The sequence below is a fragment of the Blastococcus brunescens genome, from assembly GCF_035320885.1.
GTDB classification, from domain to species: domain Bacteria; phylum Actinomycetota; class Actinomycetes; order Mycobacteriales; family Geodermatophilaceae; genus Blastococcus_B; species Blastococcus_B brunescens.
Genome location: NZ_CP141261.1, coordinates 2,330,342 through 2,348,553 on the forward strand (window position 1 = coordinate 2,330,342; position 18,212 = coordinate 2,348,553).

General features: G+C 73.6%; 20 protein-coding genes and 2 pseudogenes. 11 read left to right on the forward strand and 11 right to left on the reverse strand.

Features of this window, described 5'->3' with window-relative positions; all coding sequences use genetic code 11:
* The first annotated feature begins 158 nt into the window (after window positions 1-158).
* The 3 genes and pseudogenes from U6N30_RS15520 to U6N30_RS33935 form a co-directional block, all read left to right on the forward strand.
* Window positions 159-782: an LUD domain-containing protein gene (locus U6N30_RS15520; protein WP_324277980.1), complete on the forward strand. Its 624-nt coding sequence runs from the start codon at window positions 159-161 to the stop codon at window positions 780-782.
* Window positions 779-1,390 carry a 4Fe-4S dicluster domain-containing protein gene (locus U6N30_RS15525; protein ID WP_324277981.1) on the forward strand — a complete coding sequence of 204 codons (612 nt, stop codon included), beginning with the start codon at window positions 779-781 and terminating at the stop codon, window positions 1,388-1,390. The genes U6N30_RS15520 and U6N30_RS15525 overlap by 4 nt, the downstream gene beginning before the upstream one ends.
* 313 nt (window positions 1,391-1,703) lie before the next feature.
* Window positions 1,704-1,823, forward strand: a pseudogene (locus tag U6N30_RS33935) (LutC/YkgG family protein); the annotation flags it as partial.
* Window positions 1,824-2,017: 194 nt separating this feature from the next.
* Here U6N30_RS33935 and U6N30_RS15535 read toward each other — a convergent pair.
* The 7 genes from U6N30_RS15535 to hppD all read right to left on the reverse strand — a co-directional run bounded on the left by U6N30_RS15535 (window position 2,018) and on the right by hppD (window position 6,658).
* Window positions 2,018-2,926, reverse strand: a complete 909-nt coding sequence (locus U6N30_RS15535) for a diacylglycerol/lipid kinase family protein (RefSeq protein WP_324277983.1) — start codon at window positions 2,924-2,926, stop codon at window positions 2,018-2,020.
* 56 nt (window positions 2,927-2,982) lie between these two features.
* Window positions 2,983-3,576 (reverse strand): fumarylacetoacetate hydrolase family protein, encoded by a 594-nt coding sequence (locus tag U6N30_RS15540; protein WP_324277984.1) that lies wholly within the window; start codon window positions 3,574-3,576, stop codon window positions 2,983-2,985.
* Window positions 3,567-3,914, reverse strand: a complete 348-nt coding sequence (locus U6N30_RS15545) for a fumarylacetoacetate hydrolase family protein (protein WP_324277985.1) — start codon at window positions 3,912-3,914, stop codon at window positions 3,567-3,569. Before U6N30_RS15545 ends, U6N30_RS15540 begins: the two co-directional genes overlap by 10 nt.
* A gap of 121 nt (window positions 3,915-4,035) precedes the next feature.
* Window positions 4,036-4,173, reverse strand: coding sequence for a hypothetical protein (locus U6N30_RS15550; RefSeq protein ID WP_324277986.1), 138 nt, complete (start codon window positions 4,171-4,173; stop codon window positions 4,036-4,038).
* Window positions 4,170-4,715, reverse strand: coding sequence for a homogentisate 1,2-dioxygenase domain-containing protein (locus tag U6N30_RS15555; protein ID WP_324277987.1), 546 nt, complete (start codon window positions 4,713-4,715; stop codon window positions 4,170-4,172). Before U6N30_RS15555 ends, U6N30_RS15550 begins: the two co-directional genes overlap by 4 nt.
* Window positions 4,706-5,161, reverse strand: a complete 456-nt coding sequence (locus U6N30_RS15560; protein ID WP_324277988.1) for a cupin domain-containing protein — start codon at window positions 5,159-5,161, stop codon at window positions 4,706-4,708. The genes U6N30_RS15555 and U6N30_RS15560 overlap by 10 nt, the downstream gene beginning before the upstream one ends.
* Before the next feature lie 291 nt (window positions 5,162-5,452).
* Window positions 5,453-6,658, reverse strand: a complete 1,206-nt coding sequence (gene hppD, locus U6N30_RS15565; protein ID WP_324277989.1) for a 4-hydroxyphenylpyruvate dioxygenase — start codon at window positions 6,656-6,658, stop codon at window positions 5,453-5,455.
* A gap of 115 nt (window positions 6,659-6,773) precedes the next feature.
* Here hppD and U6N30_RS15570 point away from each other — a divergent pair, with 115 nt between their 5' ends.
* A complete protein-coding gene (locus U6N30_RS15570) occupies window positions 6,774-7,028 on the forward strand; it encodes a hypothetical protein (protein ID WP_324277990.1) in 255 nt (84 codons plus the stop codon).
* Window positions 6,962-7,393, forward strand: a complete 432-nt coding sequence (locus U6N30_RS15575) for an Lrp/AsnC family transcriptional regulator (protein WP_324277991.1) — start codon at window positions 6,962-6,964, stop codon at window positions 7,391-7,393. Before U6N30_RS15570 ends, U6N30_RS15575 begins: the two co-directional genes overlap by 67 nt.
* Before the next feature lie 156 nt (window positions 7,394-7,549).
* On the opposite strand, the gene U6N30_RS15580 is transcribed toward U6N30_RS15575, so the two are convergent.
* Together U6N30_RS15580 and U6N30_RS15585 are read right to left on the reverse strand one after the other, a co-directional pair.
* Window positions 7,550-9,739: an alpha/beta hydrolase gene (locus U6N30_RS15580; RefSeq protein WP_324277992.1), complete on the reverse strand. Its 2,190-nt coding sequence runs from the start codon at window positions 9,737-9,739 to the stop codon at window positions 7,550-7,552.
* Window positions 9,736-10,839, reverse strand: coding sequence for a class I SAM-dependent methyltransferase (locus U6N30_RS15585; RefSeq protein ID WP_324277993.1), 1,104 nt, complete (start codon window positions 10,837-10,839; stop codon window positions 9,736-9,738). The genes U6N30_RS15580 and U6N30_RS15585 overlap by 4 nt, the downstream gene beginning before the upstream one ends.
* 100 nt (window positions 10,840-10,939) lie before the next feature.
* Here U6N30_RS15585 and U6N30_RS15590 point away from each other — a divergent pair, with 100 nt between their 5' ends.
* From U6N30_RS15590 to U6N30_RS15600, 3 genes are all read left to right on the forward strand, one after another.
* The gene (locus tag U6N30_RS15590) at window positions 10,940-11,515 is read left to right on the forward strand and encodes an ATP-binding protein (RefSeq protein WP_324277994.1); all 576 of its coding nucleotides are present in this window, start codon (window positions 10,940-10,942) and stop codon (window positions 11,513-11,515) included.
* 957 nt (window positions 11,516-12,472) lie between these two features.
* A complete protein-coding gene (locus tag U6N30_RS15595; RefSeq protein WP_324277995.1) occupies window positions 12,473-13,477 on the forward strand; it encodes a hypothetical protein in 1,005 nt (334 codons plus the stop codon).
* Between the two features lie 26 nt (window positions 13,478-13,503).
* Entirely contained in the window at window positions 13,504-13,653 is a 150-nt protein-coding gene (locus U6N30_RS15600) for a response regulator transcription factor (RefSeq protein WP_324277996.1), read from the forward strand.
* A gap of 20 nt (window positions 13,654-13,673) precedes the next feature.
* Here the strand turns inward: U6N30_RS15600 and U6N30_RS15605 are convergent, their stop codons facing one another.
* A complete protein-coding gene (locus U6N30_RS15605) occupies window positions 13,674-14,069 on the reverse strand; it encodes an NAD(P)/FAD-dependent oxidoreductase (RefSeq protein WP_324277997.1) in 396 nt (131 codons plus the stop codon).
* Window positions 14,021-15,301 carry an NAD(P)/FAD-dependent oxidoreductase gene (locus U6N30_RS15610; RefSeq protein ID WP_324277998.1) on the reverse strand — a complete coding sequence of 427 codons (1,281 nt, stop codon included), beginning with the start codon at window positions 15,299-15,301 and terminating at the stop codon, window positions 14,021-14,023. The genes U6N30_RS15605 and U6N30_RS15610 overlap by 49 nt, the downstream gene beginning before the upstream one ends.
* A 438-nt stretch (window positions 15,302-15,739) precedes the next feature.
* On the opposite strand from U6N30_RS15610, the gene U6N30_RS15615 reads away from it, so the two are divergent.
* The 3 genes and pseudogenes from U6N30_RS15615 to U6N30_RS15625 all read left to right on the forward strand — a co-directional run bounded on the left by U6N30_RS15615 (window position 15,740) and on the right by U6N30_RS15625 (window position 18,142).
* Window positions 15,740-16,117: a TetR/AcrR family transcriptional regulator gene (locus U6N30_RS15615; RefSeq protein WP_324277999.1), complete on the forward strand. Its 378-nt coding sequence runs from the start codon at window positions 15,740-15,742 to the stop codon at window positions 16,115-16,117.
* A complete protein-coding gene (locus tag U6N30_RS15620) occupies window positions 16,075-16,347 on the forward strand; it encodes an acyl-CoA-like ligand-binding transcription factor (RefSeq protein ID WP_324278000.1) in 273 nt (90 codons plus the stop codon). Before U6N30_RS15615 ends, U6N30_RS15620 begins: the two co-directional genes overlap by 43 nt.
* Before the next feature lie 248 nt (window positions 16,348-16,595).
* A pseudogene (locus tag U6N30_RS15625) lies at window positions 16,596-18,142 on the forward strand (MFS transporter).
* Window positions 18,143-18,212: the final 70 nt, after the last annotated feature.

Consider the following 18,212-nt stretch of genomic DNA (forward strand, 5'->3'; position numbering starts at 1 on the left):
TCCCCGACGCGGCCCGCGAGTCGCTGCGCGACGGCCAGCTGCGGGCCAACCTCGGGCATGCGACGGCGACCATCCGGGGCAAGCGCGCCGCCGTCGTCGGTGAGGTCCCCGACTGGGCGGAGCTGCGCGAGGCCGGCCGGGCGATCAAGGCGGCCACGATGGCGCGCCTCGACGAGCACCTCGTGGCGCTCGAGGAGCAGGTCACCGCCCGCGGGGGCACAGTGCACTGGGCGCGCGACGCCGCCCAGGCCAACGCCGTCGTCACTCGGCTCGTGCAGGCCACCGGGGCCGACGAGGTGGTCAAGGTCAAGTCGATGGCCACCCAGGAGATCGGGCTGAACGAGGCCCTGGAGGCGGCCGGCATCGCCGCGCACGAGACCGACCTGGCCGAGCTCATCGTCCAGCTGGGCAAGGACAAGCCCTCGCACATCCTGGTGCCGGCCATCCACAAGAACCGGGCGGAGATCCGGGAGATCTTCCTGCGGACCATGCCCGGGGTGGACCCGGGGTTGACCGACGACCCGCGGAAGCTCGCGATGGCCGCCCGGGCCCACCTGCGCGAGCGGTTCCTCCGGGCGCGGGTGGCCATCAGCGGCGCCAACTTCGCCGTCGCCGAGACCGGGACGCTCGCCGTCGTCGAGTCCGAAGGCAACGGGCGGATGTGCCTGACCCTCCCGCAGACGCTGATCACCGTCATGGGCATCGAGAAGGTGGTGCCCACCTGGCGCGATCTCGAGGTGTTCCTGCAGCTCCTCCCCGCAGCTCCACCGGCGAGCGGATGAACCCCTACACCTCGCTGTGGGCCGGGGTGACGCCCGGCGACGGACCGCAGGAGTTCCACCTGGTGCTGGTCGACAACGGCCGGACGGCGGTGCTCGCCGACGAGGTGGGCCGCGAGGCGCTGCACTGCATCCGCTGCTCGGCCTGTCTCAACGTCTGCCCGGTGTACGAGCGTGCGGGCGGGCACGCCTACGGCTCGGTCTACCCGGGCCCGATCGGGGCGGTGCTCTCCCCGCAGCTCACCGGGGTCGAGGACAACGCGTCCCTTCCGTACGCGAGCTCGCTGTGCGGGGCCTGCTACGACGTCTGCCCGGTGGCGATCGACATCCCCTCGATCCTGGTGCACCTGCGGGCCGAGCACGTCGAGGCGCAGACCCGCACGACGCCGGAGGCCGTCGCCTTCCGGGCGCTGTCGACGGCCATGTCGCATCCGCGGCTGTGGCGGCTGGCCCAGCGGGCGGCGGGTCTCGGCCGATTCCTCGCGCGGGGCAGGCCGACTCTGCCGGCCGCGCTCCCGCCGCCGGCCTCGAAGTGGACCCGCACCCGCGACCTGCCGACGCCGCCGAAGGAGACCTTCACGCAGGCCTGGGCGCGGGAGCACGGCGGATGACGGCCCGGGACGAGATCCTGGACCGGATCCGGACCGCGCTCGGCCCCGACCGTGCCGAGCCCGCGGAGATCGTGCGGGACTACCGGCTGACCGACGACCGCTCCCCGGCGAGCTGCTCGACGTCCTCACCGACCGGCTCCAGGACTACAAGGCCACGGTCGTGCGGTGCGCGCCGTCCGACGTCGCGATCGCCGTCGCCGGTGCGCTGCGGACGGCGCTCGGCGAGCACTCCCCGGGCGACGTCGTCGTCGCGCTCGGCGTGCCCGGGAACTGGCGGCCGGACGGTGCGGTGGAGGACGACGGTCGTCCCGCCGTGTCCCTCGCCGGCTACGCGGCGACGGTCACCGGCGTCGCCGTCGCGATCGCCGAGACCGGGACGCTGGTCCTCGACGGCAGTCCGCTCTCCGGTCGTCGCGCCCTCTCGCTCCTGCCCGACTGCCTCGTGTGCGTCGTCGAGGCAGCCCAGGTGGTGGGCAGCGTCCCCGAGGGCTGGCCCGACTGGATCCGCTCGCCCCCTGACGATGATCAGCGGCCCGTCGGCCACCAGCGACATCGAACTGCAACGGGTCGAGGGCGTGCACGGGCCGCGCACGCTGCTCGTCGTCCTCGCCGGCTGAGCGGCCGGGGTCAGCGCGGGACGAGCACCGACCAGGCGTGCGGCTCCACCCGCCAGGTGCGGGCGTCGACGCCCTCCTCGACGTCCCCGTCGGCGTTGACGTCCACGGCAGCCCCGGAGAAGGTCACCTGGCGGCCGCGGAGCACCAGGACGTCGGGACGGTCGACGTGCCGCCCGTTCAGCAGGGCCGCGGCGAACGCGGCGCGGGCCACCGCGGAGGTCGCGGTGCTCACCACCACCTCGGCCAGCCCGTCGTCGGGCACGGCGTCGGGGGCCAGCGGGGCGCCGCCACCGATCGTGGCGCCGGTGCAGACGGCCAGCATGAGCACGTCGATGCTCCCGTCGGCCGCCCACCCCTCGCCCGGGTGGACGGCAACACGCCCGTCGACCTCCACCCGCAGCGGCCAGCCGGACGTGGTGACGCCGGCGATGGCGGCCCCCAGCGGGAACGCGACCGTGCCGAGCCGCTCCTTGAAGCGGAGCGCCTCGGCCGCCGCGAGGGCGCCGACCCCCACGTGGACGGCGTTGACCGCCAGGCCGCCGGCGTCGTCGCGGACCAGGTCCAGCGGCCGCGGCGTCCCGGCGAGCACCACGGCGGCCGCCTCCGCCGGGTCCAGCGGCAGGCCCAGGGTGCCCGCGAGGTCGTTGCCGGTGCCGCGCGGGACGATGCCGACCGGCAGCCCCGGATCCAGCACACCGGCCCGGTCCAGGGCACGGACGGCTGCGTGGACCGAGCCGTCACCGCCGATCACGACCGGACGACGGTCTCCGAGGCCGGACACCGCGGTGGTGAGCTCGGCCTCGTCGGCGGTCGCGGCCACGGTGACGTCCGCTCCGCGGCGCAGCGCGGTCAGGGCTGCCTCCACCGACTCGTCGTCGGTCGTGCCGGCCGCCGCGTTGACCAGTACCAGGAGGCGCATCCGCCCATGATCACCGCCCGGGGCCGGTTAGCGGGCGCGACGGCCCGGGGCTCACCTCATCGGGCGGGGAGGACCGTCCCGGTGACCTCGCCGAACCCGATCCGGGTGCGACCCGGGCCGGGTGCCGACGCCGAGATGGTGACGACGTCGCCGTCCTCGAGGAACGTGCGCGTCGAGCCGTCGGCGAGGGTGAGCGGCCGCGCCCCGTTCTCCGACAGCTCGAGCAGCGATCCCCACTGGTCCCGGGCTCCGCCGCTCACCGTGCCCGACGCGAAGAGCTCGCCGGGCAGCAGCGAGGCGCCGTTCACGGTGAGGTGCGCGAGTTGCTGCGCCGGCGTCCAGTACATGTCGCGGAACGGCGGCCGGCTGACCAGCTGCCCGTTCAGCCGCACCTCCAGGTCGAGGTCCAGGCCCCACGGGTCGTCGTCGTCGCGCAGGTAGGGCAGCAGCTCCGTGTCGCGGGGCGGCGCCGGGACACGTGCCGCCTCGAGCGCGGCGAGCGGCACGATCCACGGCGACATCGAGGTCTGGAACGACTTGCCGAGGAACGGGCCGAGCGGCACGTACTCCCACGCCTGCAGGTCGCGGGCCGACCAGTCGTCGACCAGGCAGACGCCGAACACGTGCTCGGCGAAGTCCGTCACCGCCACCCGCTCCCCGGCTCGGACGGCGCCCCGACCACGAAGCCCACCTCGGCCTCGAAGTCCAGCCGGCGGCTCGGGCCGAACGGCGGCAGACCGTCCGACGGCGGACCGAGCTGACCGCAGGGCCGGACCACCGGCGTCCCCGACACCTGCACCGTGCCCGCGCGCCCGTGATAGCCGATCGGCAGGTGCCGCCAGTTCGCCGGCAGCGGCTCGGCGTTGGGACGGAACAGCCGCCCGACGTTCTCGGCGTGGTGCCGCGAGCTGTAGAAGTCGACGTAGTTCGGGACGCCGATCGGGCGGTGCAGGGTCACCGCGTCCAGCGGGACCAGGTTCGGTTCCACGCGGGCGCGGTGCCGCTCGTCGGTGAGCCACTCGGTGATCTGCGCGCGCAGGTCCCCCAGGCGCCCGGACCCGCGACGAGGAACGGGTCGAGCGTCCGGGTCCCGTGCACCGGGAGCCCCGTCATGCCGAACAGGTCGAGGACGGAGTCGCCGATTCGGGCGCCGTGCCGGAAACCGGGCCGTCCCCGCCCAGGAACACCCCGAGCGGCAGGTTGTCGATGCCGAAGCCGGTGTCCTCCGGGAGCTCCAGCCAGCTCACGTGGCCGGCCCGCGCCCCGACCAGGACCAGGCATAGCGGCCGTCGTCCACGGCCCGCCCGCCCTCGCCGAGCCCGAGCGGGCGGAACGTGTCGACCATGACGGCGAGTTCGTCGAAGAACTCGACGCCCAGCGAGCGCTCCACCGCGGCCGGCTGCGGCCCGTGGGAGTGGCCGCCGGGGTGCACCGTGATCGAGCCCTTGCCGATGCCCGACCCCTTGCGGGCCTCGTAGTCGCCGTCGACGTAGAACATGATCTCGTCGGAGTCGACGTTCGAGTGGTAGTAGGGCACTGGCACGGCCAGCGGGTGGTAGTCGACCTTGCGGGGCACGAAGTTGCAGATGACGAAGTTCGGCCCCTCGAACGCCTGGTGCACCGGTGGGGGCTGGTGCACGCGACCGGTGATCGGCTCGAAGTCGGCCACGTCGAACGCGTAGGGGTAGAGGCAGCCGTCCCAGCCGACGACGTCGAACGGGTGCTCCGGGAGGACGTGGATCGTGCCGGCCAGCCCGCCGGGGCCGTCGCCGCGGTGCTTCACGTACACCTCGACGTCGCTGCCCTCGGCCAGCAGCGGCTCCCCGGCGCGCGCAGGTCCCGCTCGCAGTAGGGCGCGTGCTCGAGGAACTGCCCGTACTTGCTCAGATACCGCTTGGGCGGGGCGATGTGGCCGTTCGCCTCGACGGCGTAGGTGCGCAGCGGTTCGTCGCCGGTGGGCAGCCAGCGGTGCGTCGTCGCCCGCGGGAGGACGACGTAGTCGCCCTGCCGCACCTCGAGCGCGCCGAACACGGTCTCGACCGTCGCCGTTCCGCGCTCGACGAAGACGCACTCGTCGCCCACGGCGTTGCGGTAGAGCGGGCTGGGCAGGGACGACACGGCGTAGGAAATCCGGACGTCGGCGTTGCCCAGGACCAGTCGCCGGCCGGTCACCGGGTCGACGCTCTTGTGCTCCTCGCCGGGGAACAGGTCGTGCAGCTTCAGGTGCCGGGGCACCAGCGGGGTGTTCGGCGTCGTCGTCTGGTCGGGCAGCTCCCAGGGCCGGGCGTCGACCAGGGACGACGGGATGCCGCGGTGGTACAGCAGCGAGGAGTCGGAGGAGAAGCCCTCCTCCCCATCAGCTCCTCGGCGTACAGCCCGCCGTCGGGACGACGGAACTGCGTGTGCCGCTTCGGTGGGATCTCCCCACCTGCCGGTAGTGCGCCATGGTGACCCTTTCGGTCGGCCCCGCTGCAGGGGCCCGCCGCAAGCGGAGCGAGCGGTGGGGGCAGCGGGGTCCTTCGACTTTCAGAAGTTGCCGCGCTTCTCCTGCTCGCGCTCGATGGCCTCGAACAGCGCCTTGAAGTTGCCGATGCCGAAGCCGAGCGAGCCGTGCCGCTCGATCAGCTCGAAGAAGACGGTCGGCCGGTCGCCGAGCGGCTTGGTGAAGATCTGCAGCAGGTAGCCGTCCTCGTCGCGGTCGACCAGGATGCCGCGCGCCTGCAGCTCCTCGATCGGCGCGCGCACGGTGCCGATCCGCGCGCGCAGCCCTGGGTCCTCGTAGTAGGAGTCCGGCGTGGCGAGGAACTCGATGCCCTCCGCGCGCAGGGCGTCGACCGTACCGAGGATGTCGTTGGTGGCCAGTGCGACGTGCTGCGCGCCGGGGCCGCCGTAGAACTCGAGGTACTCGTCGATCTGGGACTTCTTCTTGCCCTGGGCCGGCTCGTTGAGCGGGAACTTGACCCGGTGGTTGCCGTTGGCGACCACCTTGCTCATCAGCGCCGAGTAGTCGGTGGCGATGTCGGCACCCACGAACTCGGCCATGTTGGTGAAGCCCATGACCCGGTTGTAGAAGTCCACCCACTGGTCCATGGCGCCGAGCTCCACGTTGCCGACGACGTGGTCGACGGCCTGGAACAGCCGCTTGGGCGCGCCGGGGCGCTTCACGAAGGACGACGTCCGGGCGACGTACCCGGGCAGGTGCGGTCCGGAGTAGCGGGAGCGGTCGACCAGCGTGTGCCGGGTCTCGCCGTACGCCGCGATCGCGGCCACCCGGACGGTGCCGTGCTCGTCGCTGAGGTCGTGCGGCTGCTCGAGGACGGTGGCGCCCTGGGCCGCGGCGTGGGCGATGCAGCGGTCGACGTCGGGCACCGACAGGGCGATGTCGACGATCCCGTCGCCGTGCCGGCGGTGGTGGTCGGCCAGCGGGCTCGCGGGGTCGTACGCGCCCTGGATGACGAAGCGGGCGGCGCCGGAACGCAGCACGAACGCGTGGTGGTCGCGGTTGCCGGTCTCGGGCCCGGAGTAGGCGATGAGCTCCATGCCGAACGCCGACTGGAAGAAGTGCGCGGTCTGCGTCGCGTTCCCCGCGACCCAGGCCAGGGAGTCCCAGCCGGAGACCGGGAAGGGGTCGGCCGACGCGTCGTACTCGACCAGGCCGACGAGCTGCTCGAGCTGCCGGCGGTCGAGTCCGGCCAGGCGCTCCTCGTCGTTCAGGGTCTGCTCGAGGCTCACGGTCGTCTCTCCCATCCTGTGCGGCGGTGCTGTCCGGACCACTGGACACCCTCCGGTCGCGGCTGTGCAACGGGTGCTGGTGCTGCTGGTCCGTGTGCCCGTCCGAGTCACGTTGGTGGCGCATCAGCTGAGCAACCCGCATAGTTCGCGCATGGTCGAACGTCGCACGCTCGACGCCCTGGACGTCGCCCTGCTCGGCGCCCTGCGCCGCAACCCGCGAGCCGGCGCACTGGAGCTGTCGCGCATCACGGGGTCGCGCGCGCAACCGTCTCCGCTCGGCTCCGGCGACTGGAGGACGACGGCGTGGTCACCGGCTACGGCCCGGACGTCGACGTGGCCGCGGCCGGCTTCGAGGTCCAGGCCTTCGTGACGCTGGAGATCGCGCAGGGCGCCCTGGAGGACGTGCAGCGCGACCTGGAGGCGATCCCGGGCCTGCTCGAGGCGCACGCCACCACCGGCAGCGGTGACGTGCTCTGCCGGGTGGCCGCGAGCTCGAACGAGGGCCTGCAGCAGATCCTGGTCGACCTCAACCGGTCGTCGGCGATCGTGCGGTCGACCAGTGTCGTGGCCCTGTCGCAGCTGGTCCCGTGGCGCACGCTGCCGCTGCTCGAGTCGGAGGCCGCTCCCGGGGCCGGCCGCTCGGCGATGAACCGGCCGCCGGACCGAGTCAGCCAGCACGAGTCCCTGCCGGCGGCCTCAGGGACAGTCGACGACCGCGGAGGCAATGTGCGCTGATGGCTGCTTTTGGCGCTAGAAGTCGCCCTCAGTGCACATCGCTCGGCGGGCCGGGACACGTCGGGAGGACGTCGTGGTTAGGAATCACATAGTGGGCCGCTCAGGGATGCACGAGCGGCGATGCCTGGCATGGGGCCGCGCGAACGGTGACGCGGGCTAGAGCAGGTCCGCGAGCAGCGCCGCCGCCCGCCGGGCCCCGTCGGTCTCGACCGGGCGGTAGGCGATCTCCCGAGTGACCTCCTTCGCGATCGCCTCGGCGAGCGCGTCGGGGTCCATCGCGTCCTCGTAGGTCATGCACCGGCCGGCCCCGTAGCGGTCCAGGCGGTGCCGCACGTGGATGTTCTGCTCGAAGTGGTTGCGCAGCGGCACGTAGACGAACGGCTTGCGCAGCGCGGTCAGCTCCATGCAGGTGGTCAGCCCGCCCTGCACCACCGCCAGGTCGCAGGCGGCCAGGTGCCGGTACAGGTCCGGCAGGTAGCCGGTCACCCGGACGCCGGGAACGGCCGGCAGGGACGCCGGGTCGATCCGCGGCCCGGTGACGACGAGGAACCGCAGCTCCGGGACGAGGTCCCGCGCCCGCGGGACGGCGTCGAGCACCCGTCGGAGCAGCGAGCCGCCCACCCCGGAGCCGCCCACGGTGACCAGGCAGAGCTTCTCGTCCGGGCCGATCCCGAGGTCGTGCCGCAGGTCCTGCCCGCCGGTCAGCGTCGCGGGGTCGAAGCCGGTGACGTAGCCGGCGAAGTCGAAGTTGGTCTCGGTCCACTGCCGGATCGACGGCAGGCCGGGCCCGAAGTCGGCGTCCACGACGTCGTCGGGGCTCCCGACGAAGACCGAGCGGTCCCGCACCCGCCGGAACCGGGCCCGCTGCTCGATCATCTCCGCGTTGTAGTCGGCGGTCAGCGCCGCCTCGGCCGCGCCGCCGGCGGGCATCGGCACCCAGCCGACGAAGTCGGTCATCCAGGCGTAGGCGAATCGCTTGAGCTCGGGGTTCTCGTGCAAGAAGTGGTCGACGTCCCACGCCTCGTCGCCGATCACCAGGTCGTAGTGCTCGTCCGCGACGACGTCGGCGAACACCATGAAGTTGTTCACCAGGATCTGGTCCATCCGGCGGATGGCCTGGAACGCGTGCAGGTCGTGTTCCCCTGACTCGTGCTCCACGTGCCCCGACTCGTTGGCCAGCCAGGCCGAGGCCGGGTGGATGCGCTCGCCACGCTCGGCGAGCACCGTGGTCACCGGGTGCTGCGCCAGCCAGTCGACCTGCAGGTCCGGGTGACGGAGCCGCAGCTCGGCGGCGATGGCCGCGTCGCGCTGAGCGTGACCCAGCCCGATCGGCGATGACAGGTAGAGCGCCCGCTTCGGGCGGCGGGCGGCCCGCGTCCACGTGGTCCGCTCGACGCGAGGACACACCTGGTCGACGAAGGCCCGGATCAGGTGGTTGACCCGCACGGGGTCGCGGGCGTGCGGCCCGTGCCCGCTGCCCTCGAGCAGCACGAGGGAGCCACCGGTGAACTCGGCCAGCTGCTCACCGATGACCTGCGGCCGGATGTGGTCCTCGGTGCCGTGCACGACGGTGACCGGGCAGCGGACCTGGCGGCACAGCGGCTCGAGGGGCAGGCAGACGGCGCCGTCGCACCCCATCCGCCCGGCGGTGGTGTCGACCAGCGTGGCCGGGGCCACGTCACGGCCCCAGCCGATGGCGTCCTCGATCTGCTTGGACGAGTGCGGCTCGCTGTACATCTGGCCGAAGAAGAAGGACAGGAAACCGTCGTAGTCGTCCTCCAGCCAGACGTGCCGGTTGTAGCGGGCCCAGCCCTGCCGCGCCTCGTGCCGCAGGTCCCACGCGTACTGCTCGCGCTCGGGCTGGGACGCGGGGAAACCGCAGGCCGGCGCGATGGCGAACAGCCCCAGCACCCGGTCGGGGTGACCGGCCGCGACGTGCACCGACCAGGTGCCGCCGCACGACAGCGACACGAGCACCGCCGCCCCGGTCCCCGTCGCGTCCATCACCGCGACGGTGTCCTCGGCGTACTGGGCGTCGGTGTAGGCCGCGGCCCCGGCCGGGCGGTCCGACCGGCCGCTGCCCCGGCCGTCGAACGTCACCACCCGGTAGTGCCGGGCGAGATAGCCGACCTGCGCCTTCCAGTGGCGCGACGGCACGATCGACCAGGTCGGCATCAGCAGCACCGTCGGGTGGTGACCCTCACCGAAGACCTCGTAGGCCAGCCGGACGCCGTCCCGCTCGGCGACGCCTTGGACGTCGGGGTCGCGGGCCCGGCTCGGTGCATGCACCACGTGGGCATCCTCCTCCTCGGCGGCCCGCCGTCGGGCCGTCCGCGTCGCGGTCACGGCCGGACCTCGAGGACGTTGTTGAACGGCGTGCCCGCCACCGGCTGGAAGCGGCTGAAGCCCGCCGTGGTCGCGACGTCCCGGATCCGGGCCGGTCCGGCCTGCGTGCCCAGCGCCAGGCCGACGTCCTGGGACAGGGAGGCGGGGGTGCACAGCAGGGTCGAGAAGCCGTAGTAGGCCCGACCCACCGGGTTGAGGTTGTCCTCGACGCGGTCGCCGGCCATCGGCTCCACGATCATCCAGGTCCCGTCGTCGGCCAGGGTCCGCCGCACGTGGCGGGCCGCCCCGACCGGGTCGCCCATGTCGTGCAGGGCATCGAACGTCGTCACGAGGTCGTAGCCGCTGCCGGTGAACTCGGTGGCCGGTGCCACCTCGAACCGGACGCGGTCGGCGACCCCGGCCTCCTCGGCCCGCCGGCGGGCGACCTCGATGGAGCCCGCGTGGTAGTCGGAGCCGACGAACGTCGATCGCGGGAAGGACCGGGCCATCAGGATGGTCGAGGCGCCGTGCCCGCAGCCGACGTCGGCGACGGTGGCGCCCCGCTCGAGCTTCTCGACCACGCCCTCGAGGGCCGGCAGCCACTCGTCGATCAGGTGCGCGTTGTACATGGTCCGGAAGAACCGCTCGCAGCCGATGTGCACGTCGCCGTTGTGCGCGTGCCAGCCGATGCCGTCGCCGGTCCGGGCCGCCCCGATCACGGCCGCGGCGTCGCGGACGGTGCCGTGGGCGATCTGGAAGAAGCCGGGCAGGTAGGCGGGGCTGGTCTCGTCGGTGAGCGCGGCGGCCTGCTCCGCGGGCAGCGTGTAGGTCCGTGTCGCGGGGTCGTAGTCGACGTAGCTGCCGGCCGCCTGAGCGGCAAGCCATTCCCGTGCGTAGTGCTCGTCGGTGCCGGTCCGCTCGGCCAGCTCGGACGGCGTGGTGGCCGCGCCGTCGGCCATGGCCCGGTAGTAGCCGAGCGCGTCGCCCATGACGACGAGCGCGGTGTTGAGCGAGGCGCCCACCTCCTCGACGGTGCGGAAGACGAAGGCCATGAGCTTCTCGGGGTCGACCGGCCGCGGTGCAGGCTGGACGGGGGTGGTGGGCAGCTCGGTGGTGGTCATGACAGCTCCTGGTGTCGGGGGTCCGGTCATCTCCGACCCTGGTCGCGCGGACCCCGTCGTCGCATCAGGGCACCCCCTGGGACCTCCCTAGACTCGGCGGATGCTGCTCGGTCGCGAGCGCGAGCGATCCCTCATCGAGGGCCTTCTGTCGGGGGCCCGCGTGGGGCAGAGCGCCGTGCTCGTCCTGGTGGGTGACGCGGGCATCGGCAAGAGCGCGCTGCTCGAGGACGCGGCGGCCCGGGCGACCGGGATGCGGCTGCTCCGCGCGACCGGCACCGAGTCGGAGGCGGAGGTGCCCTTCGGGGCGCTGCTGCAGCTGCTGCGGGCGGCGCTCGTCCACCTGGCCCGGATCCCCGCCCCGCAGGCAGAGGCGCTGGCGTCGGCCCTGGCGCTGCGACCCGGGACCGGCAGCGACCGGTTCGCCGTCGGCGCGGCCACGCTCAGCCTGCTCAGCCGGTTCGCGGAGGACCAGCCACTCGCGATCCTCGTGGACGACGCCCACCTGCTCGACCCGCCTTCGGCGCAGGCGCTGGTCTTCGCTGCCCGGCGGCTGACGGCCGACCCGGTGGTGGTCGTGGCGGCCGTCCGCGACGGGGAACCGTCGGTCCTCACCGACGCGGGGCTGCCCGTCCTGCACGTCGGCGGGCTCTCCCCGCCGCCTCCGGCGAACTGCTGACGGCGACGGGACGACGGCTCGGCACCTCCGTCGCGGCGCGCCTGCACGAGGCCACGGGCGGCAACCCCTGGCCCTCCTGGAACTGGCCGACGACGTGCCGCTCCTGGAGGCCCTGCCGCCCGGAGCTCCCGTTCCCGTTCCCACCCGGATCGCCCGTGCCTTCGCGCTGCGGGCCGACCGGCTGTCGCACCCGGCACGCACCGCGCTCCTCGTCGCGGCCGCCGGCGGGGAGGACCTGCCGCTCATCGACCGCGCCTGCCGGCGGCTCGGGATCGACGCCGCCGCGCTGGACGAGGCCGAGACGGCGGAGCTCCTCCGGGTCACGGCCGGGCTCGTGGTCTTCCGGCACAACCTCGTGCGCTCCGCCGTGTGGGCCGAGGCGCCGGCGCGCCTGCGCCGGGACGTGCACCGCGCGCTCGCCGCGGCGCTCCCCGAGGACGACGTCGACCGGCGTGCGTGGCACCTCACCGAGGCGGCCCTGGGGCCCGACGAGGACACCGCCCGGATCCTCGACGCCGCGGCCGCCAGGGCACGGGAGCGCGGTGCCCACGCCGTGGCGGCCAGCGCGTCCGAGCGCGCGGCCCGGCTGAGCACGGACCCCGGCGGGGCGGTCCACCGGCTGGTCGACGCCGCGGAGTCGTCGTGGCGGGCCGGCCTGGCCGACCGGGCGACAGCACTGCTCGCGCGCGCGGCCGAGCTGCCCCAGCCCCCGGAGCTGCGGGTCAGGGCGTCCGGCCTGCGCGGCGCCATCGCCTCCCGGACCGGCTCGGTGGAGAGCGCCCGCGACGAGCTCATGGCCGCCGCGGACCAGAGCGCGCAGACCGATCCGGACACCGCGATCCTGCTGCTGGCCGACGCCATCCTGTCCGGCTTCTTCCTGGCCGACACCGCCGCGGTGGCCGACGCAGCCGCCCGGATCGACCGGCTCGTCGACCGGGCCGCCACCGAGCCTGCCCGGTGGACGGCGGCCGTGGCCGGTGGCGTGGCCGGCGTGCTGACCGGGCACGGGGGCCGGAGCGGATCCGCCGCGCCGTCCGGCTGCTGCGCCCCGAGGGACCGCTACTACGGGACCCGCGCCTGGCGCCTTGGCTGGTGCTGGGGGTGCTCTTCCTGCGCGAGCGCGGCGTCGTCGCCACCGTCGTCGACGATCTCCGGCGGCGCAGCGACCTGGGCGGGCTCCCGTTCCTGCTGTTCCTCATCGCGCGCGACCAGGCCACCGGCGACCGGTGGGACCTCGCCGAGGTCAACTACACCGAAGGCATCCACCTCGCCCGGGAGACCGGCTCGACCACCGACCTGGCCGCCTGTCTCGCCGGCCTTGCCTGGCTCGAGGCCCGGCAGGGCCGCGAGGCCGCCTGCCGGGCGCACGCCGCCGAGGCACTGGACCTCTGCGCGCCGAGACACCTGGCGACCTTCCAGGTGTGGTCGCTCTCCGCGCTGGGCGCCCTGGAACTCGGCCTCGGCCGACCCGAGGCGGCGCTCGAGCACCTCCGGCGTCTCGACGCGCTGCTCGGCGACCGGGAACTGGTCGACGTCGACCTGTCCCCGGCGCCGGAGCTGGCCGAGGCGCTGGTGCACCTCGGACGGGTCGAGGAGGCGACCGAGCAGGCAGCCCGTCACGCCGCCCGGGCAGCCGAGAAGGGGCAGCCGTGGGCGCTGGCCCGGGCCGCCCGGACCGTCGCCCTCACCTGCGAGGAGGAGCAGATCGACCGGGTGTTCGCCCGGGCGCTGGACCACCACGAGCGGACGACGGACCGGTTCGAGCTGGCGCGGACGCAGCTGGCCTACGGCGCGCGGCTGCGGCGGGCTCGCCGCCGGGTGGACGCCCGCGGCCAGCTCCGCGCGGCACTGGACACCTTCGACGCCCTCGGCGCCGAAGCCTGGGCCGAACAGGCGGCGGTGGAGCTGCGGGCCACCGGCGAGACAGCTCAGCGGCGGGGGCCGATGCCCTGGGCGCCCTGACACCCCAGGAGCTGCAGATCGCGACGATGCTGGCCGCCGGCCGCACGACACGGGAGGCGGCGGCCGCGCTCTTCCTGAGCCCGAAGACGGTCGAATACCACCTGCGGCACGTCTACCAGAAGCTCGGGGTGTCCTCCCGCGCCGAGCTGGCGACCCGCCTGCCCGACCGGACCTGAGCCGGTCGGAGCCGCGGACGTCACCGGTCGGCGGCATCCGTCAGGTACTCGTGCACCACGTGGATGGCCGTCGCGCCCTCCCCGGCAGCCGCCGCCACCCGCTTGACCGACCCATGACGGACGTCCCCGGCCGCGAAGACACCCGGCATGCTGGTCTCGAGCGGAAGGGGTGATCCGGAGCCCGGCCGTCCCGCGGGGTCGCCCGAACCGCTCAGGTCCCGGCCGGTCAGCACGAATCCGCGGTCGTCCAGTGCGACGGAGTCCGCCAGCCACCCGGTGTGCGGCTCGGCGCCGATGAGGACGAACAGGGCGGCCGCGGCCAGCTGCCGGCGCTCGCCACTGTCGCGGTTGCGCAGGGTCAGCCGGCTCAGCTGGCCCTCACCGCCCCCGTCGACCACCTCGCAGCGCGCGAGCACCTCCACCCCGCGGTGGCGCCGATCGCCGTCACGAGGTAGTCCGACATCGTGGCCGCGAGGCCGGAGCCGCGCACGACCATCGTGACCGAGCGTGCGTACCGGGCGAGGTGCAGCGCCGCCTGCCCGGCGGAGTTGCCGGCACCGACGACGAACACGTCCTGACCGGCGACCGCCCTCGCCTCCGACCCGGCCGCACCGTAGAAGACGCCGCGCCCGACATGGGCCTCGAGCGCCGGGACACCCAGTCGACGCCAGGTGACCCCGCAGGCGAGGACGACGGCGCGGGCCTCGACCTCCGTGCCGTCGGCCGTCCGCACGACACGGGCACCGCCTCGCGCGGAGATCCGGTCGGCCGGTTGGGTCAGGACGAAATCGGTGCCGAACAGCCAGGCCTGCTCGACCGCCCGCGCGGCGAGCTCGTCCCCGCGGACGCCGCGCTGGAAACCGAGGTAGTTGCGGATCAGTGAGCTCGTGCCTGCCTGGCCACCGGGGATCTCGGGCTCGAGGATCATCGTCTCCAGCCCCTCCGACGAGGCGGAGACGGCCGCTGCCAGGCCGGCCGGGCCCGCGCCCACGACCACGACGTCGCAGCGGGAGGTGGTCGGCCGCGTCTTCATGCCCAGCGCCTCCACGACGTCGGCGTCGGTCGGGTTCTCCAGGACCGCCCCGGTGGAGGAGACGACGACGACGGGCAGGCGCCCCGCGGCCTGTCCGGCCTCCGCCAGCACCCGGCGTCCCGCCGCGCTGGCGCGGTCGTGGAACCGGAACGGGACCGCCGCGCGGGCCAGCTTGTCGCGGATGTCGTGCGACCGCGCGTCCCGGGCCGGTCCGACGACCGTCAACGGCACGACCGGTACGTCGCGCGAGGTGTCCCAGGCGGCGAGGAAGTCGCTGATCGCCGGGTACAGCACGCGCTCGATCGGCACCCACGGGACGTACAGGTGGTAGTCGACCCGGCCCAGCGCCATCGCGTCCACCACCGGGTGCCGCGACGACCACTTCCCGCGATGCACGAGGAGCACCCGCTCGACGAGGGGATGTCGCTCACGTCCGCGCGCGAAGGTCTCGAGTGCCGTGGGTGCGGTGACCCGTTCGTCCACCAGGAGCAGCGCGAGCGATCCCCTGGTCGTCGCGTGGAGGACGTCGACGGCCTCGCCGGACGGCACGCCATGCACGCTGTAGTCACGGCCGAAGCGGCGATCGAGGTCGGCAACCAGGCCGTTCCGCAGCACCCGGTCGTCCGACACGACCAGGAAAGCCGGGAGGGACTGCCGGCCGGCACCCGGAGGATCCGCATGGTCCATGGGTCGCCCCTTCGACCGCACGCGATGCGCGGCAGACGGACGCTAGCCCCGCAGGGGAGCTACCGGATCGCTCCGGCGCACGGCAGGCCCGGCGCGGCCCCCCGGGCATCGAGACCCGTCCGGGCGCGTGTCCCGTGGCGCCGTCCCCGGCGTCGGCCCTGCTGGGCGTCGGCGGCGGTGCGGCAGGAAGTTTGGCGGGCGGAGCGCAACCCTGGTTCGACCCGGGGCTCCGCCCGCCGACAGCATGTGGGACGTCTCACGGACGCGCAACCGATCGTCTAGAACGTCTGCTCCTCCTGCGCGTGTTCAACGCGACACGCCGTGCATGATCTGCAAACTTGCACGTTGTGCACATTTCTAGGCACCATGGCGACCGTGACCGCCGGCCTCCGTGAACGCAAGAAGCTCGCCACCCGGCAGGCGCTGCACGAGGCCGCCCTCCGCCTGGTGGCCGATCACGGCCTCGACGCCGTCTCGGTCGACGACATCGCCGAGCGGGCCGACGTGTCGCCGCGGACCTTCTTCAACTACTTCGCGTCGAAGGTGGACGCCGTCGTCGGCCTCGACCCGGCCGCACCCCGGCGGATGTGCGACGCCTTCGCCGGCCGGCCGGCCGGCGAGTCCCCCATCGAGTCCTTGCGTGCCGTCCAGCGGGGGTCGCCGAGGAGATGGCGGAGGAGCCGGAGCTGTGGCCGCTCCGGATGCAGGTCATCGACGCCCATCCCGTCCTCGTCCAGCAGCTGATCGCCAGCTTCGGCGAGTCCGAGCGGATGCTGGCCGAGGCCATCGCCGAGCGCACCGGCACACAGGTCGGGATGGACGTCTACCCGACGCTGCTCGCCGCTGTGCAGGCCTGCGTGATGCGCACGGCACTGCACCGTTGGCTGGGCACGGACTTCACCGCCTCCCTGCCGGTCCTCGTCGACGAGGGCTGGAACTCACTCGCCGCCGGCCTGCCCGCACCGCCGCGCTGACGCGGCCCCGTCCAGAGGCTCGCCGCGAGGTACGAGGGGCGAGGAGGACGGGGTCCTTCTACGGTGCCGCGCCCGCGGCACCGCCCTTCCGCCGAGGAGTGCAGTTGCTCGCCCCCACCACGGAGTCCGCGCCCGAGTCCGGCGCGCCTCCGATCGTGCTCACCCGCCGCCGGATCAACACGATCTTCGGCGCCCTGCTGGCCGGCATGCTCATGGCCAGTCTCGACCAGACCATCGTCTCGACGGCGATGCCGACCATCGTCGGCGAGCTCGGCGGCGTCTCGCACATGGCGTGGATGACGACCGCCTACCTGCTGGCCACGACGCTCGTGATGCCGGTCTACGGCAAGTTCGGTGACCTCTGGGGCCGGCGGACGCTCTTCCTCGTCGCGATCGGGCTGTTCACCGTCGCCAGTGCCGGTGCCGCCCTCGCCCCTGACTTCGGCTGGCTGGTCGTCTGGCGCGGGGTCCAGGGCCTCGGCGGCGGCGGGCTGATGATCCTGTCGCAGGCGATCATCGCCGACATCGTCCCGGCCCGTGAGCGGGCGAAGTACATGGGGCCGATCGGCGCCCTGTTCGGCCTGTCGGCCGTCGCCGGGCCGCTCGTGGGGGCTTCTTCACCGACCACCCGTCGCTCGGGTGGGAGTGGGCCTTCTGGATCAACCTGCCGGTGGGCCTCGCGGCCTTCGCCATCGGCTGGTTCGCCCTGACGCTCCCGCGCAAGCGCACCACCACCCCGATCGACTACGCCGGCATCCTCCTGCTGTCAGCGGCCACGACGTCCCTCGTCCTGTTCACCGACTTCGGTGGACGCGACGGCTGGAGCTCGTGGCAGGCACTCTCGCTGCTGGCCACCCTGGTCGTGTCCGCTACGGCCTTCGTCGCCGTCGAGCTGCGCGCGGCCGAGCCGATCATCCCGATGACCCTGTTCGGCAACCGCACCTTCGTCGTGGCCACCGCGCTGGGCATGGCGGTCGGGCTCGGCATGTTCTCGGCGATCGCCTTCATGCCCACGTTCCTGCAGATGGCGTCGGGCCTCTCGGCCGCGAACTCCGGCCTGCTGATGGTCCCGATGGTCGTCGGCATCATCATCACCATCCAGGGCTCGGCGACGTTCATCATGCGGACCGGGCGGTACAAGATCTTCACGATCGCCGGTGTGGCCGTGATCATGACCGCGATGATCTGGATGACGACGCTGTCCGGGGACACGTCGCTGTGGACGATCGGCGCGATGTTCTTCGTCCTCGGCGCCGGGCTCGGCCTGATCATGCAGAACGTCGTCCTCGCGGCGCAGAACGCGGTCCCCGCCCAGCAGATCGGCACAGCCACCTCGACGAACAACTACTTCCGCGAGGTCGGCGCCACCCTCGGCGTCGCCGTGTTCGGCACGCTGTTCACCAGCCGGCTGGCCGACAACCTCACCGGCGCGCTGACGACCAACGCCGAGCAGGCCGTGCAGGCGGGCATCACCTCGCCGGACACGCTGGTCCCGTCGGCGGTCGAGGCGGCCGGCGACCCGCTGAAGAGCGCGATCGTCGACGCCTACGCCTCCAGCCTGGCCCCGGTGTTCTGGTACCTCGTGCCGATCCTGGCCGTCGGCCTGCTGCTGGCGCTGGTGCTCAAGGAGATCCCGCTGTCCGAGCACGCCGGCATGGTCGCCCGCGGCGAGGCCGTGAACTCCGAGGAGGAGCTCGCGGAGCTGTCGGCTCCGGCGGCCGTCGACGAGGTGGTCGTCGTCGAGAGCAGCGACGACGAGGACGCGGACGAACGCGAGACCCCCGCCCGCGTGTAGCCGCACCGAGCGTGTGCGCGGAGGCCCCGTTCCACAGCCGGGAACGGGGCCTCCGCGCACGTCGTCGTCC

Bases quoted from the DNA above. Each gene is read 5' to 3' on its own strand.
- U6N30_RS15590 (WP_324277994.1), top strand. From the start codon at position 10,940: ATGCTGCTCGGTCGCGAGCGCGAGCGATCCCTCATCGAGGGCCTTCTG.
- U6N30_RS15620 (WP_324278000.1), top strand. From the start codon at position 16,075: ATGCAGGTCATCGACGCCCATCCCGTCCTCGTCCAGCAGCTGATCGCC.
- U6N30_RS15585 (WP_324277993.1), bottom strand. From the start codon at position 10,839: ATGACCACCACCGAGCTGCCCACCACCCCCGTCCAGCCTGCACCGCGG.
- U6N30_RS15525 (WP_324277981.1), top strand. From the start codon at position 779: ATGAACCCCTACACCTCGCTGTGGGCCGGGGTGACGCCCGGCGACGGA.
- U6N30_RS15615 (WP_324277999.1), top strand. From the start codon at position 15,740: ATGGCGACCGTGACCGCCGGCCTCCGTGAACGCAAGAAGCTCGCCACC.
- U6N30_RS15600 (WP_324277996.1), top strand. From the start codon at position 13,504: ATGCTGGCCGCCGGCCGCACGACACGGGAGGCGGCGGCCGCGCTCTTC.
- U6N30_RS15520 (WP_324277980.1), top strand. From the start codon at position 159: ATGGCGCGCCTCGACGAGCACCTCGTGGCGCTCGAGGAGCAGGTCACC.
- U6N30_RS15535 (WP_324277983.1), bottom strand. From the start codon at position 2,926: ATGCGCCTCCTGGTACTGGTCAACGCGGCGGCCGGCACGACCGACGAC.